Below are 18,250 nucleotides of genomic sequence, written 5' to 3' on the forward strand. Positions count from 1 at the left end.
ACATCGTCACGGGGGTCTCCTGGGGCATGGGGGAAGAGCGGAAGCAGAATCGGACGATCGTCCTCCATTCCATTCTCGCCACCGATCCGCGCCCGTGAGGTCGCTCCCGGGTACGGGCTCCCCCCGCCGACCCGGCGGTCCGGCGGGGGCTCCCCTCCTCCTCGGGTATGACGGCGGCTCCTCACTCAGGCGCAGGGCCGGCCCCGGCCCCGGCTACTCGACCGCCCCGGCCCCGGCTACTCGACCGCCACGCCCCAGCGCACCGCGAGGCCGGCCAGACCGCCCGGAACCGGCGTCCCGCTCGGCGCGAACTGCCAGACACCGCCGCGCCGTTGGAAGGAGCCGACGACCATCGCGCTCTCCGGCACCCCGGCGGTCCCCGCCTCCCACCGCGCCGGGCCGGCCACGTCCGGGCCGAAGGCGCCGGTCAGCGCCAGCCCGTGCACGTAGCCGAGCGGCAGCGTCGGCGACTCCTCCTCCTCGGTGGACACCGCCACCACCACCTCGTCCACCGCCGGGGCCAGCCGGGCGGTGTCCAGGGTGAGTTCGGCCCGGCGGACCGGTTCGCCCGGCACCGAGCGGGTGGGGTGCAGCCGGACGGCGCCGTCCGGGTCCTGCGGATTGTTGAAGAACACGAAGTGCTCGTCGCCCAGCACCCGGCCGCCGGCGCACAGGAACACCGAGACGTCCAGCTCGACCGGGTCGCCGCCGGCCGTGCGGCTGCCCCAGGACAGGGCCACGGTGCTGGTCGCGCCCGCGCTGCCCGCCTCGGCGCCGGTGCTCCCGTTCTGTCCCGCCGACCCGGACGCGGCCCCGCCGTTCGCGCCGCCGCCCGAGCCGTCCCCGCTACCGCTCCCGCTGCCGTTCGCCCCGCCGCCGGCGGTCCGCTCCCCGAGGCGACCGCGCAGGCCCTGCTCGGCCAGCAGCTCCACCAGCTCGGGACCGCTCACCAGGGTCAGCGGCTTGTTCCGGATGTACTCGTACGAACCCGGCCCGAACCCGGCCGTGGTCACCAGGATGCCCTTGATCGCACCGTGGTGGCGGACCGTCGAGTCGAGGTCGCGCACCGCCGTGGGGGAGACCGTCGAGCGGTAGCGCTTGGCCTGGATGACGATCCGTCCGCCGGTCACCGGATCGAGGTCCTCGGCGACCACGTCCACCCCGGCGTCCCCGCTGCGGGCCGTGGTCATCACCCGGAAGCCGCGCAGCCGGAACAGCTCCGCGATCAGCTCCTCGAACTCGATCGGGTCCATCGCGAAGAGGTCCGGATCGTCCTCGCCGCCCTGCCCCGCCACACTGCCGCCGACCGTCTCCGGCAGCCGGTCCGGCCGCACCTCGTCCAGCCGCTCGGGACGCGCGGACAGCACCCCGCCCAGCCCCTGGAAGCACTCCACCGCCGTCACCCGGTCCAGCGTCAGACCGGCGAACTCCGCCCGGTCGACCGTCACCGTGGTCAGGAAGCGCTCCGCCTCCCGGCCGGTCGCCGGGTCGATGCCGCGGACGAAGCCGTTCAGCACCACCGAGGCCAGCAGCCCGTCCCCGTCCGCCCGGTACAGCTCGGTGACCACCCGCAGCGCGCTCTGCGCCAGCACCTCCCGGTAGAGCGCCTTGCGCTCGGTCGCCGGGCGGGCCACCTCGGCCTCCCGGTCGTCCGTCTTCACGTACCGCACCCGGCCGGTCGCCGGGACCACGTCCGGACCGGGCAGCTCCCAGTTCACCACCAGCTGGCGACTGCTCGCCTCCCAGGCCGCCACCAGCCGGTGCGGGAAGCCCTCCGGCCAGCCCGCCGAGGCGTACAGCACGGCGGAGAAGTACTCCTGCACCGCCTCCGCCTCGCCGGACCGCAGCCGGCGCAGCGACTCCTCGGTCCGGGCGGCGCGCTCCTCGTCCTCCCGGCGGAACCGGGCCACCCACTCCAGGTACTGCCCGTGGTACTCGCCCAATCGCCGCTGCCGCTCCGCCTCGGCCGCCTGCGCCGCGTACCAGTCCTGCTCGAACCGGGCCCGCGCCTGCGCCACGTACTGCTCGTACCGCTGCCGCACCCCCGGATTGCGCGCCTGCGCCTGGTCCGGCGGCGGCACCTGGTAACGCGCCTGGTCCGGCATCGGCACCGGCTCGCCCAGCCGCCCCGGCTCGAACGGCGGCACCGGGCGCGGGGCCAGCAAGATCTGCGCCCGGAACGCCGGACGGTCCAGACCGGCCGCCAGCAGACCCCGCAACTCCTCCACCCGGCCGTCGAGTTCGGCCGTCCGCCGGGCCGCCTCGGCCTCCCGGGACTGCTGGTACGCCCGCTGCGCCTCCCGCTCGGTGCGGGCCGCCGACTTCTGCGCCTCGCGCTGCTCGCGCTCCCACCGGCGCTGCTCTGCGGCCTGGGCGCGCCAGCGCGCCTCCTCCCGGCGCTGCTCCTGCCGCTGCGCCTCCGCCCAGACCGCCAGCACCCCGTTGTTCCGCCGCCCCGCCACGTCCACCCCTTCGCTCCACGCCGCTCCGGCCCGGCGCCCGCCTCCCGGCCGCGCCACCGCCCGCGCCCGCCACAATAGAACGTGCGCCGGGGGAGCGCGCAAAGGGCCCGCGACCTGCGGCGTCGCCCGGGGGGTGAGCGGGCGTCAGGCCGCGGTCGGCGCGTCCGCGTACCAGCGCCAGTCGGCGCGGCGCGGGCGGCCGGGGAGGGCACGGCGGCCGGTCGCCCACAGCAGGGTGGGCCACGGACCGGCGGCGTCGGGCCGGACGTCCGGGAACAGTCGGGCCAGGGTGCGGGCGCAGACCCCGGCCGGCGGCTCCCAGGGCAGGCCGAGGCCCTCGGCCACGTCGTGCAGGTGCACCAGGGTCTCCACCAGGCTCATCGCGACGAACCCGGCCGGGTCGGCCAGGCCCCAGGGGTGGAAGGCCCGGACCTCCGGCCCCCTGGTGCGGGCGATCGAGACCATCAGCCCGCCGCTCGCCGCCAGCACCTCCACCAGCGCCTCCGGTCCGCCCTCCCGTTCGGCGAGGACGAAGTTGTTCGGTCCGCCGGGGTGGGACCGCCGGGCCACGAACGGCACGTAGCGGTCCTGCGGCGGGTGCTCGGGCCCGAGCTGGGCGGCGTAGGCGAGCAGGTCGTCCGCCAGGTGCTCGACGGTGCTCCAGCAGTCCCAGGCGATGCCGCCGGCCGGCCGGGACCAGTCGGTGCCGGCCGGCGCGGCGCGCAGGGTGTCCACGGCGAGCCGGAGCACGGCGGCCAGGTCGTCCGGGGTCACGGGGCCGGGCGGGACGGGGGTGGGCACGGTGTCGGTGGTGGTCATGCGGTGACGCTACCGGGCCGCGCGGGCGGGCCCGGTGCCAGGCGGCCGTTGTCGGTGCCGCCCGGTAGCCTCGACGGCCCGGGCGGTTTCGGGCGGCCGGGGCAGTCGAGGTGGTCGAGGCGGTCCGGGAGATTCGGGAGATTCGGGCGCGGTTCGGGAGATTCGGGCGAAGCCGGCGAGGTGAGGGTGAGCGGGACGGACGGGTGGGTCTCCACCGGATTGGCGTGGCGGGACGGCCGGGCGGTGCTGAGCGCCGTCCACGGCCGCCGCACGCACGAGCGCGAGGTGGTGCCCGGCACCGAGGTCGGCTGGCGGCTGGGCGGACCGCGCCGCTGCATCGGGGCCCTGCTGGCCGGCCGGGACGAGCGCACGCCGTGCCCGCACCGGGCCGGGATCGCGCCGGACGGCGGCGCCGTGCAGTGCCCGCCCTGCCAGAGCGTGGACCGGGGCCTGGCGCTGGCCCGGGACCAGATCCTCGACGACGGCCGCACCTACCGGCTCTACCTCGCCTGGTTCGGCGAGGGCCTGCTCAAGGTCGGCCTGACCGCCGAGCAGCGCGGCACCAGCCGACTGCTCGAACAGGGCGCGCTCGCCTGGACCTTCGCCGCCCGGGGCGCGCTGCCCGCCGTCCGCCGGGCCGAACTCACCGTCGCCGCCGCCGGGCTGGCCCGGGAGCGGTTCAAGGTCCGGGCCAAGGTGGACCACTGGTGGGAGCACGGCGACGCCGCCCACCGCCGGTCCGTGCTGACCGACGCCCGCGCCCGCGCGCACGAGCTGCTGCACGGCCACGACGTGGAACTGCTGCCCGGCCACCCGGTGGTCGACCAGGTCGGGCTCTTTGGCCTGACCGGTGGCGCCCCCGCCGCCTACCACGCGGTCGAGGGCCTGGCGGACGGCGCGGTGCTGGCCGGGCGGCTGCGCGCGCCGATCGGCCGGCACCTGCTGCTCGACCGGCCGGACGGCGAACCGCCGCTGCTCCTGGACACCCGATTGCTGACCGGCTGGACCCTCACCCCGGCGCCCGGCCGTCCGCCGTCCGGGCTGTCGCTGGTCCCGAGGGCGCGGCCGGAGGCTCCGGACACCCAGGAGGCGCTGTTCTGACCGGCGCTCCCGGCGGCGGTGGCCGCTACGCCAGCTTGCCGCGCACCGCGCCCGGCCCGGAGCGGGCCCGCCGCGACACCGGCGGCCGCGACGGCCGGACGTCCGGACGGCTTCCCGCCGTCTCCTCCGGGGTGCCGCCGAGGCGGGCGTTGCCGGCCCGCGCGGCCTTGGCCGTCGCCAGGGCGACCCGCGCCAGCAGCGGGTCCTCCCGGACGCCCGCCGCGCGCTTCGCCGTCTGGCAGTGGGTGCACCAGACCGGCGAGGCCGGCCCGTCGGGGTACACCATCGCCTCCGGCGGCAGGTAGTGGCTACCGCACTCGACGCATTCGAAGACCAGCCTCATCCGACGATCACCGTCCCGGATCCGTGGCACCGACCGCATGGCGACCAGAAGGTGTGGATCTTCGGCACCATGCTCCCTTCCTCGTCCAGTTCGACCGTGGCTTCGGTCTTCTGGGTCCCCCCGGACCCGCCGCACCCGGCGCAGGCCTGAACCTCGGGCATATGCGTTCCTCCTCGGCGCGGGGACCACCGTAGCGTGAAATCCGGGCAGCCAGCACCGATCCTGACGAACAGTCGAAGAAGCGGGGCGCGCACGAGCACCACGCGCGCCCCGCTTCGGTCTTGAGGGGAGGCCGTCCGCGGCTCAGCGGCCCCCGCGCAGCGAACTGCGCAGGTACTCCCGGTTCATGGCGGCGATGCTCGGCAGCGGGATGCCCTTGGGGCAGGCCGTCGCGCACTCACCGGTGTTGGTGCAGCCGCCGAAGCCCTCGGCGTCCATCGCCTCCACCATGTTCCGCACCCGGGAGGCGCGTTCGGGCGCGCCCTGCGGCAGCACGTTCAGGTGCACCACCTTGGCGGAGGTGAACAGCATCGCCGAGCCGTTGGGGCAGGCCGCCACGCACGCCCCGCAGCCGATGCACTCGGCGTGCTCGAACGCGGTGTCGGCGGCCTCCTTGGGGACGGGCGTGGCGTGGGCGTCGGGCGCGCTGCCGGTCGGGGCGGTGATGTACCCGCCGGCGCCGATGATCCGGTCGAAGGCGGTCCGGTCCACCACCAGGTCCTTGACCACCGGGAACGCCGCGGCCCGCCACGGTTCGACGTCGATGGTGTCGCCGTCCTCGAAGTGCCGCATGTGCAACTGGCAGGTGGTGGTGCGCTCGGGGCCGTGCGCCCGGCCGTTGATGACCATGCCGCAGGCGCCGCAGATGCCCTCGCGGCAGTCGTGGTCGAAGGCGACGGGCGTGTCGCCGCGGAGGATCAGCTCCTCGTTGAGGGTGTCCAGCATCTCCAGGAAGGACATGTCGGGGCTGATCCCGCCGACCTGGTAGGTGGTCATCGAGCCGGGCGTGTCGGGGCCCGCCTGGCGCCAGATCCTGAGGGTGAGGTTCACGCGTAGCTCCGCTGGGTGGGGTGGACGTACTCGAAGTCGAGGTGCTCGCGGTGCAGCACGGGCGCCCGGCCGGTGCCGGTGAACTCCCAGGCGGCGGCGTAGGAGAACTCCTCGTCCCGCCGGGCCGCCTCGCCCTCCGGGGTCTGGCTCTCGGTGCGGAAGTGGCCGCCGCAGGACTCGGCGCGGTGCAGCGCGTCCAGGCACATCAGCTCGGCCAGCTCGAAGTAGTCGACCAGCCGGTTGGCCTTCTCCAGCGCCTGGTTGAGCTCCTGCCCGGTGCCGGGCACCTTGATCCGCCGCCAGAACTCCTCCCGCAAAACCGGGATCCGCTCCAGCGCCCGGCGGAGTCCGGCCTCGTCGCGGGCCATCCCGCACTCGTCCCAGAGCAGTTCGCCGAGCTCGCGGTGGAAGGAGTCGGGCGTGCGGTCGCCGTCCACCGCGAGGATGAGGTTCAACCGGTCCGCCACCTCGGCCTCGACCGAGGCGATCTCCTCGTGGTCGGCCGGGACGGCGGGCAGCGGCTCCCGGGCCAGGTAGTCGTTGAGCACCGGCGGCAGCACGAAGTAGCCGTCCGCGAGGCCCTGCATCAGCGCGCTCGCGCCGAGCCGGTTGGCGCCGTGGTCGGAGAAGTTGGCCTCGCCGATCGCGAACAGGCCCGGCACGGTGGTCTGCAGGTCGTAGTCGACCCAGAGCCCGCCCATCGTGTAGTGGATCGCCGGGTAGATCCGCATCGGCACCCGGTACGGGTCCTCGGCGGTGATCCGCTCGTACATCTCGAACAGGTTGCCGTACTTGGCCTCCACCGCGTCCCGGCCCAGTCGGCGGACGGCGTCGGCGAAGTCCAGGTAGACGCCCTGCCCGCCGGGACCGACGCCGCGGCCCTCGTCGCAGACGTTCTTGGCGGCCCGGGAGGCGATGTCGCGCGGCACCAGGTTGCCGAAGGACGGGTAGATCCGCTCCAGGTAGTAGTCGCGCTCCTGCTCCGGGATGTCGGCCGGCGGCCGGGTGTCGCCCTCGGCCTTCGGCACCCAGATCCGCCCGTCGTTGCGCAGCGACTCGCTCATCAGCGTCAGCTTGGACTGGTGGTCGCCGGAGCGCGGGATGCAGGTCGGGTGGATCTGGGTGAAGCACGGGTTGGCGAAGTACGCGCCGCGCCGGTGCGCCCGCCAGATCGCGGTGGCGTTGGAGTTCTTGGCGTTGGTGGAGAGGTAGAAGACGTTGCCGTAGCCGCCGGAGGCGAGCACCACGGCGTCGGCGGTGTGGCTGGAGACCTCGCCGGTGACCAGGTCGCGGGCGACGATCCCGCGCGCCCGGCCGTCGATCACCAGCAGGTCGAGCATCTCGGTGCGGGCGTGCAGCTCCACGTTGCCGGCCGCGATCTGCCGGGACAGCGCCTGGTAGGCGCCGAGCAGCAGCTGCTGGCCGGTCTGGCCACGCGCGTAGAAGGTCCGGGAGACCTGGACGCCGCCGAACGAGCGGGTGTCCAGCAGGCCGCCGTACTCCCGGGCGAACGGCACGCCCTGGGCCACGCACTGGTCGATGATCTCCACCGACACCTGGGCCAGCCGGTGCACATTGGACTCGCGGGCGCGGAAGTCGCCGCCCTTGACGGTGTCGTAGAACAGCCGGCGGACGGAGTCGCCGTCGTTGCGGTAGTTCTTGGCGGCGTTGATGCCGCCCTGGGCGGCGATCGAGTGCGCCCGCCGGGGCGAGTCCTGGAAGCAGAACTGGACCACGTGGTAGCCCTGTTCGGCGAGGGTGGCACCGGCCGCGCCGCCCGCGAGGCCGGTGCCGACCACGATCACGGTGTGCTTGCGGCGGTTCGCCGGGTTGACCAGCCTGGCCTCGAACCGCCGCTGGTCCCAGCGCTGTTCGATCGGCCCGCTGGGGGACCGGGTGTCGGCGATCGGCTCGCCGACGCTGTAGTCCGGGTACACGTTGCGCTCCGAGGACGGGTTGGGCTCCGAGGAAGGGTTGCGCTCCGAGTACACATTGCGCTCCGGGGACGCGTTCACTTCACCACTCCGGTCATCACGGCGACGGGGACGGACAGGAAGCCCGCGGTCAGCAGCAGCGCCAGCCCGTTGGCGGTCAGCTTCAGCGCGCGGTCCCGGCGGGCGTTGTTGGCGCCGAGGGTCTGCGCGGCGCTCCAGAACCCGTGCCGGACATGCAGGCCGACGGCGAGCATCGCCACGATGTAGACCACGCAGGAGTACCAGTTCCCGAAGGAGGCCACGATGTTCTGGTACGGCCTGCCGTGCTCGGCGTTGGGGTTCACGGTCAGCGTGGTCAGGTCGAGGATGTGCCAGACGATGAACAGCGCCAGGATCACCCCGCCCCAGCGCATCGTCCGGGTCGCGTAGCTCGCCCGCCGCCGCTGGTGGGCGTACTTGCTCGGCCGGGCGGCGAGGTCCCGCCGGCTCAGCTGGAACGCGGCCACGCCGTGCAGCACGACGGCGGCCAGCAGGCCGGCCCGGGCGATCCAGAGGAACCACTCGTGGCCGAGGAACGGCTGCCCGACGGTGCGCAGCCAGGCCGCGTAGCCGTTGAGGTCGTCCGGGCCGAGGAAGACTTTGAGGTTGCCCAGCATGTGCGCGACCAGGTACAGCAGCATCGCCAGTCCGCTGACGGCCATGACCGCCTTCTTGCCGACGGTCGACCGCCAGAGGGTCGCGAGGGTGGACGGATGCCGGGCCGTCCGGGACGCGGTTGTCATGGCGCCAACGGTAGGGACGATGGCCATGGTGAGTCCAAGACATGATGCGGCTCGTGACGATAGGCCCTGCCTATGCCCGCCTATGCTGGGAGCTGTGCAACTCCAGCAGCTCCGATATTTCCTGGCCGTCGCCGAAACCCGCCACTTCACCCGCGCGGCCGAGGCGGAACACGTCGCCCAGCCGTCACTGTCGCAACAGATCCGCGCCCTGGAGCGGGAGTTGGGCGCCGAGCTGTTCCACCGGACCAGGGGCAACATCGCCCTCACCGACGCCGGGGACGCCCTGCTGCCGCTCGCCCGCCGCATCCTCGCCGACACCGAGAGCGCCCGGCTCGCGGTGCAGGAGACCGTCCAGCTGCGCCGCGGCCGGGTGCGGCTGGGGGCGCCGCCGAGCCTGTGCACCAGCCTGGTGCCGGACGTCCTGCGGGTGTTCCGCGACCGCTACCCGGGGGTGGCGCTGGTGGTGCGCGAGGGCGGCTCGCGCGATCTCGTGCGCTCCCTGGCGGCGGGGGAGCTGGACCTCGCGCTGATCATCACCCCGCCCAGCGGCGAGGCCGTCCCGGCGCAGGCCGTCACCGAGCTGCTGCACGAGGAGCTGGTACTGGTGACGGCCGAGCCGAGGGCCCGCCGCACGGTGCGGGTGGCGGAGCTCCGGAAGCAGCCGCTGGTGATGTTCCGGGAGGGCTACGACCTGCGGGAGGCGACGCTGGCGGCCTGCCGGGCGGCGGGCTTCGAGCCCGAGTTCGCGGTGGAGGGCGGGGAGATGGACGCGGTGCTGGGCTTCGTCCGGGCCGGGCTCGGGCCCGCCGTGCTGCCCGGGATGGTCGCCGACCGCTCGGGCCTCGCCGTGGCCCACTTCGCCGGTCCCGGCCTCGGCCGCACGATCGCCGTCGCCCACGGCCACGAGGTGCCGCCGACCCGGGCGGCGGAGGCGCTGCGGGCGACCCTGCTGGCGCACCTGCGCGACGCGGCCCGCACCGGCGGGCTGCCGCCGGGCACCAGGCTGCTGCTCGACGGATGACCGGAAGGCGGCACCACCGGGTGGATCGGTGATACCGCCTTCCGGTGCCCGTCGGTACGCGAGGTGCCCGTCGGCGCGGGCGGTGCGGACGGCGCGGGCGGTGCGCGTCAGGCGGTCGGCAGCACGGCCTCGATCGCGGCGACGACCTCGTCCGACTCCGGCTCGACGCGCGGCCGGATCCGGGCGGCCACGGTGCCGTCCGGCGACACCAGGAACTTCTCGAAGTTCCAGGAGACGTCCCCGGCCTGGCCCTCGGCGTCGGCGGTCTCGGTCAGCCGCGCGTACAGCGGGTGCCGGTCGTCGCCGTTCACATCGGTCTTCTCGAACAGCGGGAAGGTCACGCCGTAGGTGGTCGAGCAGAAGGTCCGGATCTCGTCGGCGCTGCCCGGCTCCTGCCCGGCGAACTGGTTGGACGGGAAGCCCAGCACGGTGAAGCCGCGCCCGGCGTACCGCTCCTGGAGCCGCTCCAGGCCCGCGTACTGCGGGGTCAGGCCGCACTTGGAGGCGACGTTGACGATCAGCAGCGCCTTGCCCTTGTAGTCGGCCAGCGAGGCGGCCTCGCCGGTCAGCGTGCGCAGCGGGATGTCGTACAGGCTCACGGTGTGTTCCCCATTCGGCGGAGACGGTGGTCGTCGGTGGTGCGGTGGCGGGCGGGCCCCGCGCGGGTACGGTATCCCGACCGGCGGGCCCCACCCGCTCAACCACGACCGGGCGGCGGGTGTTCCGGCACGGGCAGCCCGGCCCGCTGCCGCTCCAGGGCGGCGATGTGCGCGGTGACGGCGGAGAAGTCCGCGCTCAGCCACCGCTCCGGGCGCATCCGCACGGTGATGTCGGCGGTCAGCTGTTCGGCGGTGGCCACCAGGTACGCCTCGGCGCCGCCGGGCGGCAGGTAGCGGTGGGCCAGCGCGGCGCGCTCGGCCGGGTCTATGCCGTCCTCGATCGCCACCACCGGCCCGCTCACGCTCACATAGCGGCAGGGCGTCTCCTCCTGCTGCGCGCAGAGCGCGAACCGCCGGGCCGCCCGGATCCGGCGGGCCTTGGCCGATTGCCGTCCGGTGAGCACGGTGACCAGGCCGCCGGGTCGGTAGGAGTACCAGACCGGCACCGAGAGCGGGGCCTCGGCGGGCTCCGCGCCGGCGACGGACAGGACGCCGACGTGCACGTCGGCCAGGAAGCGCTCGCACGCGGCGCGGGTCATCGAGAAGGACACGGTGGGACTCCCGGGGGGCGGCCGGCCCGCGCGCGGAATCAGCGCCCGGGCATTGCCTGGTACGTACCCGCACCATCCGGGGGCCGAACACCGGACGGCCGCCCGGCCGCCCGGCGTCCGGCCCCCTCGGGACCCCGGGCGGGTCAGGCCGACAGCGGGCGGATCGCCGTCGGGGCGTGCTCCGGGAGGGTGGCGACCTCCTCCCACTCCATCACCTTGTCGATGTCGGCCGCGCCCATCGAGATGTTGGTGACCCGCTCCAGGATCGCCTCGACCACGACCGGCACCCGGAACTCGGCGGCCAGCTTCTTGGCCTCCTCGAAGGCCGGCAGCAGCCCCTCCGGCTCGGTGACGCGGATCGCCTTGCAGCCCAGGCCCTCGGCGACCCGGACGTGGTCCACGCCGTAGACGCCCAGCTCCGGCGCGTTGATGTTCTCGAACTCCAGCTTGACCTGGAAGTCGATGTCGAAGTTCCGCTGCGCCTGCCGGATCAGCCCCAGGTAGGAGTTGTTGACCAGCACGTGGACGTACGGGATCCGGTGCTGCGCCCCGACCGCCAGCTCCTCGACCATGAACTGGAAGTCGTAGTCGCCGGAGAGCGCCACGACCTGGCCCCCGGGGTCGGCGGTCGCGACGCCGAGCGCGGCCGGGATGGTCCAGCCGAGCGGGCCGGCCTGGCCGCAGTTGATCCAGTGCCGCGGCTTGTAGACGTGCAGCAACTGCGCGCCGGCGATCTGGGAGAGTCCGATGGTGGTGACGTAGCGGGTCTCCGGGCCGAAGGCCTTGTTCATCTCCTCGTAGACGCGCTGCGGCTTGAGCGGCACGTCGTCGAAGTGGGTGCGGCGCTGGAGCCGCGCCCGGCGCTCCTGGGTGGACGCGGCCCACTCGGCGCGGTCCTTGAGGGTGCCGGCGGCCTTCAACTCCCGGGCGACCTCGACGAAGAGCTCGAGGGCCGCGCGGGCGTCGGAGGCGATGCCGAGCGCGGGGGCGAAGATCCTGCCGATCTGGGTGGGCTCGATGTCGACGTGGACGAAGGTCCGGCCCTCGGTGTAGACGTCCAGGCCGCCGGTGTGGCGGTTGGCCCAGCGGTTGCCGATGCCGAGCACGAAGTCGGAGGCGAGGAAGTTCTCGTTGCCGTACCGGTGCGAGGTCTGCAGGCCGACCATGCCGGCGTTCAGCGGGTGGTCGTCCGGGACGATGCCCCAGCCCATCAGGGTCGGCACCACGGGGACGCCGGTCAGTTCGGCGAACTCCAGCAGCAGTCCGGCGGCGTCGGCGTTGATCACGCCGCCGCCGGCCACGATCAGCGGCCGCTCGGACTGCTGGAGCAGCGCGATCGCCTTCTCGATCTGGATCCGGTTGGCGGCCGGCTTGTAGACCGGCAGCGGCTGGTAGGCCTCCGGGTCGAAGTCGATCTCGGTGAGCTGGACGTCGATCGGCAGGTCGACGAGCACCGGGCCGGGGCGGCCCGAGCGCATCAGGTGGAAGGCCTGCTGGAACACGCCGGGGACCTGCGCGGCCTCCAGCACGGTGGTGGCGGCCTTGGTGACCGGCTTGGCGATCGAGGCGATGTCGACGGCCTGGAAGTCCTCCTTGTGGAGGCGGGCGACCGGGGCCTGGCCGGTGATGCACAGGATCGGGACCGAGTCGGCGATGGCCGAGTAGAGCCCGGTGATCATGTCGGTGCCGGCCGGGCCCGAGGTGCCGATGCAGACGCCGATGTTGCCCGCGGCGGCGCGGGTGTAGCCCTCGGCCATGTGCGAGGCGCCCTCGACGTGGCGGGCCAGCGTGTGCCGGATGCCACCGGAGGCCTTGAGGGCGGCGTAGAAGGGGTTGATGGCCGCGCCCGGCACGCCGAACGCGACGTCGACGCCTTCGAGCTTGAGGATCTCCACGGCCGCGCGGGCGGCTGTCATTCGGGGCATCGGGTCTCTCCTGCGTCGGCCCGCAGTGGGTCGGAGGGCTCATCTCCAGAATTCCACCATACGGAAGAACGGTTTCTGTATGTGGAATAAAAATAGGACGGGGGTCCTCGGGGCGTCAAGGGGGCTTTCAACAGAATGTGGAACGCGCGGGAGGGGTGGTCGGCCGGTCATCCGCTCGACCGGCGAACGTGCGTACCCGGCAAGGGCCCGGATTCCGGCCGTGATGTGCGTACGGGGTGCTGTTGGTGTGTGGGGATGGTGTGCGAGGTCAGCCGACTCCAGGGTGCTGGGTACCGTCGGTCCCACGCCGGGCCCGTCATGGTTGCCATGTTCAACAAGGGGGCGCGGCCAGGGGGTCACGGGGATCCGGGGCGGAGCGGGGGAGCTCGGTCGCCGGTCCCGTTCCGGGGTCCGTCCAGGAGTCCGTCCAGGGTCCCGTCCAGCACACTCGCCGCGCCGGCCGTCCCGGCCCGCGCGTCCTGGCCGCCACCGGCGCTACCCCCCTGCCATCGGCAGGTCCGCTGCCGCCGCCGTCGCCCACAGCACCGCGCCATCGCCGCACCGCCGCCATCAGCAGCACACCGCAGCAACGCACCCGCAGCCGACGCGTCGCCCGCGCCGCGCCGCACCGCCGGGTGCGCGGAAGGAAGCTCCCTATGCCCCGACGCTGTGCCCTGCCCGCCTGTCCCGCCGCCGCCTCCGCCGCCTGTCCCACTGCCTGTGCCACTGCCTCTGCCACCGTCGCTCCGCCTGCCGCCGTCCGGGCGGTGCGCCGGTGAACGGTCTGCCCCGACGGCGGAAGAGCCCCCGGCCACGCCCCCGGCGCGGCCCGGTGGCCGTGCTCCGCTCCGTGCCCTGGCGGTACGACCTGCCCGCCTCCCTGGTCGTCTTCCTGGTCGCCCTCCCGCTCTGCGTCGGCGTCGCCGTCGCCTCGGGCGTGCCCGCCGAACTCGGTCTGGTCACCGGCATCGTCGGCGGCCTGCTGGTCGGTGCGCTGCCCGGCAGCAGCCTCCAGGTCAGCGGCCCGGCCGCCGGTCTCACCGTCCTCGTCCACGAAGCCGTCCAGCAGTACGGCGCGGGCGCCCTCGGCGTCCTGGTGCTGCTCACCGGCCTGCTCCAACTCGCCATGGGCGCACTGAGGTTGGGCCGCTGGTTCCGCGCCATGTCGGCGTCCGTGGTGCACGGCATGCTGGCCGGCATCGGCCTCACCCTGCTGCTCGGCCAGCTCTACGCGCTCGCTGACCGCCGGGCCCCCGGCACCGGACCGGAGAAGATCGCCGGCCTGCCCGCGCTGCTGCGCGACGCCGTCACCGGCGCCGCCGACCGCGGCGCCCTGGCGCTCGGGGCCGCCACCCTGCTGCTGCTGGTCGCCTGGAAGTACCTGCCGCCCCGGCTCGCCCGGGCCGTGCCGGGCCCGCTGGCCGCGGTCGGCCTGGCCGCCGCCGTCACCGCCCTGTTCGACCTGCCGGTGGCCCGGGTCGAGGTGGCCGGGCTGCTCGACGTCCTCCAGCTGCCCGACCGTGCCGCGCTCGGCGCCCTGGCCACCACGGCCGGAGTCGGCACCGTCCTCGCCTTCACCCTGATCGCCTCCGCCGAGACGCTGTTCAGCGCGGCCGCCGTCGACCGGATGCACCACGGCCCGCGCACCGACTACGACCGCGAACTCACCGCCCAGGGCATCGGCAACGCCCTCTGCGGCCTGCTCGGCGCGCTCCCGATGACGGCGGTGATCGTCCGCAGCGCGGCCAACGTCCAGGCCGGCGCCCGTACCAAGGCCTCCCGTGTTCTCCACGGCGGCTGGCTGCTGCTCTTCACGGCCCTGCTGCCGGGCGCGCTCGGCCTGGTCCCGCTGACCGCGCTGGCCGCCGTCCTGGTGCACGCGGGCGCCAAGCTCGTCCCGGTCCGGCGGATCGCCGCGCTCTGCCGCGAACACCGGGGGGAGGCGGTGGTGCTGGCCGCGACCGCCGTCTCGATCCTCGCCACCGACCTGTTCGAGGGCGTGCTGATCGGCATCGGCCTGGCCGTGGCCAAGTCGGCCTGGCAGACCTCCCACCTGCAGATCGGCGTCGAGGAGCGGCCCGCCGCGCCCGGCGCGGGGGAAGCCCCGCTGCGGGTCCGGCTGGGCGGCAACGCCACCTTCCTGCGGCTTCCCCGGTTGCTCGACACCCTCGAACGCCTCCCCGCGGACCGCCCGGTCGAACTCGACTGGTCCGGGCTGCGCCACCTGGACCACGCCTGCACCGTGGCGCTCACCGCCTGGGCGGCCCAGCACCGTGCCCGCAGTACCGCTCCGCTGGCGGTCGACCCGCCGCTGCCGACCGTGGTCTGAGCGGCTCGTTAGGCTGGTCGCCCGGCGGCCGCGACTCGACCCGGGACTCGACCCGGGCCTCGGCGCCGGGGAGTCGTGGGAGGAGACGGAGCCGTGATCGCTGCCTTTTCGGTCACCCCGCTGGGGGTCGGCGAGGACGTGGGGGAGGCGGTGGCCGCCGCCGTCCGGGTGGTCCGCGCGAGCGGGCTGCCGAACCGCACGGACGCGATGTTCACCAGCATCGAGGGGGAGTGGGACGAGGTGATGCCGGTGATCCGGGAGGCGATCGAGGCGGTGAAGGTCTACAGCGGCCGGGTCAGCACCGTCATCAAGATCGACGACCGCGCCGGCGTGACCGACGGGCTGACCAGCAAGGTCGCCACCGTGGAGCGCCACCTCGCCGAGGGCTGAGGCCCGGGGCCGGTCCGCCCCTTCCCGGGGGCGGGCCGGCTGTCACCGGCGCGCCTCCCTCTCTTTCTTGACCGACCGATCTGGAATCGACTACCTTTCAGCTATGGCACGGACCAAGGAATTCGACCCCGACGCGGCACTCCAGTCGGCCCTGGAGCTGTTCTGGCGGCGCGGCTACGAGGCCACCTCGATGACCGAGCTGGTCGAGCACCTCGGGATCGCCCGGGCCAGCATCTACGCCACCTTCGGCAGCAAGCGCGAGCTCTACCTGCGGGCGCTGGAGCGGTACGGGCGGCAGCAGCAGCCGGTGCTGCTGGCCGAGCTGTCGCAGCCGGGCCCGGTCCTGCCGGCCGTCCGGGCGCTGGTCCGCCGGTTCGCCGCCGAGTCCGCCGCGGACGGCGAGGGCGGGCCGCACCGGGGCTGCTTCGTCACCAATACGGCGGTCGAACTGGCCCCGCACGACCAGGACGCCGCCCGCCGGGTGGAGTCCAACCTGCTCCACCTGGAGACGGTGCTCGCCGCCGCCCTGGTCCGCGCCCGGGCCCAGGGCGAGCTGCCCGAGGATCGCGACCCGCAGGCGCTGGCCCGGATGCTGCTGGTGCTGTTCCAGGGCATGCGGGTGATCGGCAAGGCCGGCGAGGGCTCGGCCCGTCTGCGCGACGCCGCCGACCAGGCCCTCACCCTGCTGGACTGACCGGCCCCCTTCCCGCGTCGTCCCGTCCCCCCTCCCTCCTTTCCCCCTCCCTCCTTCTTTTTCTTCTCCTCCGCTGCCCTTTTCTGTCCTCATTCTGAACCGAACGGTCAATTTAGACCGGCCTATACAGACCTTGATCGAGGAGTACTCCCATGTCCCGCAGCAGCACCCGCTTCACCGGCAAGTCCGTCCTGGTCACCGGTGGCGGCAGCGGCATCGGCCGAGCCGTGGCCCTCGCCTTCGCCCGGGAGGGCGCCCGCGTCGCCGTCGCCGGCCGCACCGCGAGTGCCCTGGCCGAGACCGTCGCCCTGATCGAGGGGGAGAGCGGCACCGCCGTGGCCCTGGTCGGCTCGGTGTCCGACTCCGCGGACGCCGCCCGCCTGGTCCGCGAGACCGTGGAGCACCTGGGAGCCCTGGACATCGCCGTCAACAACGCCGGCGTGCTCGGCGGCATAGCCCCGATCGCCGATGTGGCGGAGGAGGAGTGGCGGCGCGTCATCGACATCAACCTCAACGGCACCTGGTACGCGATGAAGCACCAGATCGCCCACCAGCGCGCCAACGGCGGCGGAGCGATCGTCAACATCTCCTCGAACCTCGGCACCCACGTCCGGCTGCCGAGCCTCGGCGCCTACGCCGTCTCCAAGGCCGCCGTGGCCACCCTGACCCGCAGCGCGGCCCGCGACCACATCGCCGACGGCGTGCGGATCAACATGGTCAGCCCGGGCCCGGTCGACACCGCCATGTCCTCCCGCCCCGGCGAGAACTCCGCCGACAAGGCGGACCGGATGAAGGGCGACGTCCCGGTCGGCCGGGCCGGCGCCGTCGAGGAGGTCGCGGCCGCCGTCCTGCACCTCGCCTCCGAGGAGTCGGCCTTCACCGTCGGCGCCGACCTCGTCCTCGACGGCGGTATCACCGCCTGACCCCCGAACCCCCACCCTCCGGGGCCGGTGACCCCCGTCCGGGGCCACCGGCCCCGTCGGTCGTGTCAGGCCGACAGCGCCTCGACCTCGTCCTCGCCCGGAGGCGGCAGCACGGCCGCGGCGGCGAGTTCGTCCAGCGACAGCCCCAGCGCGTACGCCAGCGCCGCGACGGTGAAGAACGAGGGTGTCGGCGCCCGCCCGGTCTCGATCTTCCGCAGCGTCTCGGCCGACACCCCGGCCGCCGCCGCCACCTCGACCATGCTGCGTCCGCCCCGCGCCTCGCGCAGCAGTACACCGAAGCGCTCACCGCGCTCGCGTTCCCCAGGGGTCAGCGGAGTCCTCACCATGCCCCCGATGGTAGGCCACCCGGGTCGCCCGGCGTCCACTCTCCGGCTCCCTCTCCTGCCCCTCTCCGACCGTGATACAAATACCGGTATAAGAATTGGAGCTATCCCCGGAGGGGTCCCATGGTGGAGTTCAAGTCGGAGGCGGCGCTGACCGCGATGCGGGAGTCGGGGCGGGTGGTCGGCACCGCGCTGGCGGAGGTCGAGCGGGCAGCCGGGGTCGGGGTGAGCCTGCGGGAACTCGACGAGGTGGCCCGGGAGGTGCTGCGGAAGGCGGGGGCGACCTCGCCCTTCCTCGGCTACCGGCCGTCCTTCGCCCCGGTACCCTTCCCGGCCGTCATCTGCGCCTCCGTCAACGACGCCGTCGTGCACGGCATCCCGACCGGCTACCGGCTGCGCGAGGGGGACCTCGTGAGCATCGACTGCGGCGCCCTCCTGGACGGCTGGGCGGGCGACGCCGCCGTCAGCTTCACCGTCGGCCCGCCCCGCCCCGAGGATCAGCGGCTGATCGACACCGCCCGCCGCGCCCTGGCGGCCGGCATCGCCGCCGCCGTCGTCGGCAACCGCACCGGCGACATCGCCCACGCCATCGGCACCGTCGCCCGCGGCGCACGCTACGGCCTGCTGGAGGGCTACGGCGGCCACGGCATCGGCCGCCGCATGCACGAGGACCCGCACCTCCCCAACGAGGGCCGCCCCGGCCGGGGCTTCCCCCTGAAACCGGGCCTGGTCCTCGCCATCGAACCGATGCTCATCGCCGGCGGCACCGACACCCACACCACCGACCCCGACGGCTGGACCCTCCGCACCACCGACGGCACCCGCGCCGCCCACGTCGAACACACCGTCGCCATCACCCCCACCGGCCCCCGCATCCTCACCCTCCCCTGACCCGCACCCGGTCGGTTCGTGCTCGGAAGCTT

Annotated in this window: 17 protein-coding genes; 7 read left to right on the forward strand and 10 right to left on the reverse strand. The window is 74.1% G+C overall.

From position 1 onward, the window contains the following. Positions 1 to 236 precede the first annotated feature (236 nt). Both SM793_RS29975 and SM793_RS29980 read right to left on the reverse strand, forming a co-directional pair. Positions 237 to 2,462 carry a restriction endonuclease gene (locus SM793_RS29975; RefSeq protein WP_320441443.1) on the reverse strand — a complete coding sequence of 742 codons (2,226 nt, stop codon included), beginning with the start codon at positions 2,460 to 2,462 and terminating at the stop codon, positions 237 to 239. Positions 2,463 to 2,606: 144 nt separating this feature from the next. Next, a complete protein-coding gene (locus SM793_RS29980; RefSeq protein ID WP_320441444.1) occupies positions 2,607 to 3,281 on the reverse strand; it encodes a hypothetical protein in 675 nt (224 codons plus the stop codon). Positions 3,282 to 3,467: 186 nt separating this feature from the next. Between SM793_RS29980 and SM793_RS29985 the strand changes: the two genes are divergently transcribed. Then, the gene (locus SM793_RS29985) at positions 3,468 to 4,382 is read left to right on the forward strand and encodes a DUF2797 domain-containing protein (protein ID WP_320441445.1); all 915 of its coding nucleotides are present in this window, start codon (positions 3,468 to 3,470) and stop codon (positions 4,380 to 4,382) included. Between the two features lie 25 nt (positions 4,383 to 4,407). On the opposite strand, the gene SM793_RS29990 is transcribed toward SM793_RS29985, so the two are convergent. The 4 genes from SM793_RS29990 to SM793_RS30005 form a co-directional block, all read right to left on the reverse strand. Next, positions 4,408 to 4,725, reverse strand: coding sequence for a hypothetical protein (locus SM793_RS29990; RefSeq protein ID WP_320441446.1), 318 nt, complete (start codon positions 4,723 to 4,725; stop codon positions 4,408 to 4,410). Between the two features lie 303 nt (positions 4,726 to 5,028). Then, positions 5,029 to 5,775: a succinate dehydrogenase/fumarate reductase iron-sulfur subunit gene (locus SM793_RS29995; RefSeq protein ID WP_320441447.1), complete on the reverse strand. Its 747-nt coding sequence runs from the start codon at positions 5,773 to 5,775 to the stop codon at positions 5,029 to 5,031. Continuing rightward, complete coding sequence (locus SM793_RS30000; protein ID WP_320441474.1) at positions 5,772 to 7,712, reverse strand: fumarate reductase/succinate dehydrogenase flavoprotein subunit; 1,941 nt, start codon at positions 7,710 to 7,712, stop codon at positions 5,772 to 5,774. Before SM793_RS30000 ends, SM793_RS29995 begins: the two co-directional genes overlap by 4 nt. A gap of 74 nt (positions 7,713 to 7,786) precedes the next feature. Beyond that, positions 7,787 to 8,491, reverse strand: coding sequence for a succinate dehydrogenase cytochrome b subunit (locus tag SM793_RS30005; RefSeq protein WP_320441448.1), 705 nt, complete (start codon positions 8,489 to 8,491; stop codon positions 7,787 to 7,789). Positions 8,492 to 8,585: 94 nt separating this feature from the next. Between SM793_RS30005 and SM793_RS30010 the strand changes: the two genes are divergently transcribed. Further along, positions 8,586 to 9,512, forward strand: coding sequence for a LysR family transcriptional regulator (locus tag SM793_RS30010; protein WP_320441449.1), 927 nt, complete (start codon positions 8,586 to 8,588; stop codon positions 9,510 to 9,512). A gap of 107 nt (positions 9,513 to 9,619) precedes the next feature. On the opposite strand, the gene SM793_RS30015 is transcribed toward SM793_RS30010, so the two are convergent. From SM793_RS30015 to gcl, 3 genes are all read right to left on the reverse strand, one after another. Next, complete coding sequence (locus SM793_RS30015) at positions 9,620 to 10,111, reverse strand: glutathione peroxidase (RefSeq protein WP_320441450.1); 492 nt, start codon at positions 10,109 to 10,111, stop codon at positions 9,620 to 9,622. Positions 10,112 to 10,209: 98 nt separating this feature from the next. Next, positions 10,210 to 10,722 carry a pyridoxamine 5'-phosphate oxidase family protein gene (locus tag SM793_RS30020; protein ID WP_320441451.1) on the reverse strand — a complete coding sequence of 171 codons (513 nt, stop codon included), beginning with the start codon at positions 10,720 to 10,722 and terminating at the stop codon, positions 10,210 to 10,212. Between the two features lie 143 nt (positions 10,723 to 10,865). After that, complete coding sequence (gene gcl, locus SM793_RS30025; protein ID WP_320441452.1) at positions 10,866 to 12,647, reverse strand: glyoxylate carboligase; 1,782 nt, start codon at positions 12,645 to 12,647, stop codon at positions 10,866 to 10,868. A gap of 832 nt (positions 12,648 to 13,479) precedes the next feature. On the opposite strand from gcl, the gene SM793_RS30030 reads away from it, so the two are divergent. The 4 genes from SM793_RS30030 (at position 13,480) to SM793_RS30045 (ending at position 16,983) form a co-directional block, all read left to right on the forward strand. Further along, positions 13,480 to 14,976, forward strand: coding sequence for a SulP family inorganic anion transporter (locus SM793_RS30030; RefSeq protein WP_320441453.1), 1,497 nt, complete (start codon positions 13,480 to 13,482; stop codon positions 14,974 to 14,976). 93 nt (positions 14,977 to 15,069) lie between these two features. Beyond that, a complete protein-coding gene (locus SM793_RS30035; protein ID WP_320441454.1) occupies positions 15,070 to 15,366 on the forward strand; it encodes an MTH1187 family thiamine-binding protein in 297 nt (98 codons plus the stop codon). Between the two features lie 103 nt (positions 15,367 to 15,469). After that, positions 15,470 to 16,060: a helix-turn-helix domain-containing protein gene (locus SM793_RS30040; protein WP_320441455.1), complete on the forward strand. Its 591-nt coding sequence runs from the start codon at positions 15,470 to 15,472 to the stop codon at positions 16,058 to 16,060. Positions 16,061 to 16,212: 152 nt separating this feature from the next. Beyond that, positions 16,213 to 16,983 (forward strand): SDR family NAD(P)-dependent oxidoreductase, encoded by a 771-nt coding sequence (locus SM793_RS30045; protein WP_320441456.1) that lies wholly within the window; start codon positions 16,213 to 16,215, stop codon positions 16,981 to 16,983. 65 nt (positions 16,984 to 17,048) lie between these two features. On the opposite strand, the gene SM793_RS30050 is transcribed toward SM793_RS30045, so the two are convergent. Continuing rightward, positions 17,049 to 17,330, reverse strand: a complete 282-nt coding sequence (locus tag SM793_RS30050; protein ID WP_320441457.1) for a helix-turn-helix transcriptional regulator — start codon at positions 17,328 to 17,330, stop codon at positions 17,049 to 17,051. A gap of 120 nt (positions 17,331 to 17,450) precedes the next feature. Between SM793_RS30050 and map the strand changes: the two genes are divergently transcribed. Continuing rightward, positions 17,451 to 18,218 (forward strand): type I methionyl aminopeptidase, encoded by a 768-nt coding sequence (gene map / locus SM793_RS30055; RefSeq protein WP_320441458.1) that lies wholly within the window; start codon positions 17,451 to 17,453, stop codon positions 18,216 to 18,218. Positions 18,219 to 18,250: the final 32 nt, after the last annotated feature.

Source organism: Kitasatospora purpeofusca (genome assembly GCF_034043715.1).
Taxonomy (GTDB): domain Bacteria; phylum Actinomycetota; class Actinomycetes; order Streptomycetales; family Streptomycetaceae; genus Kitasatospora; species Kitasatospora purpeofusca_A.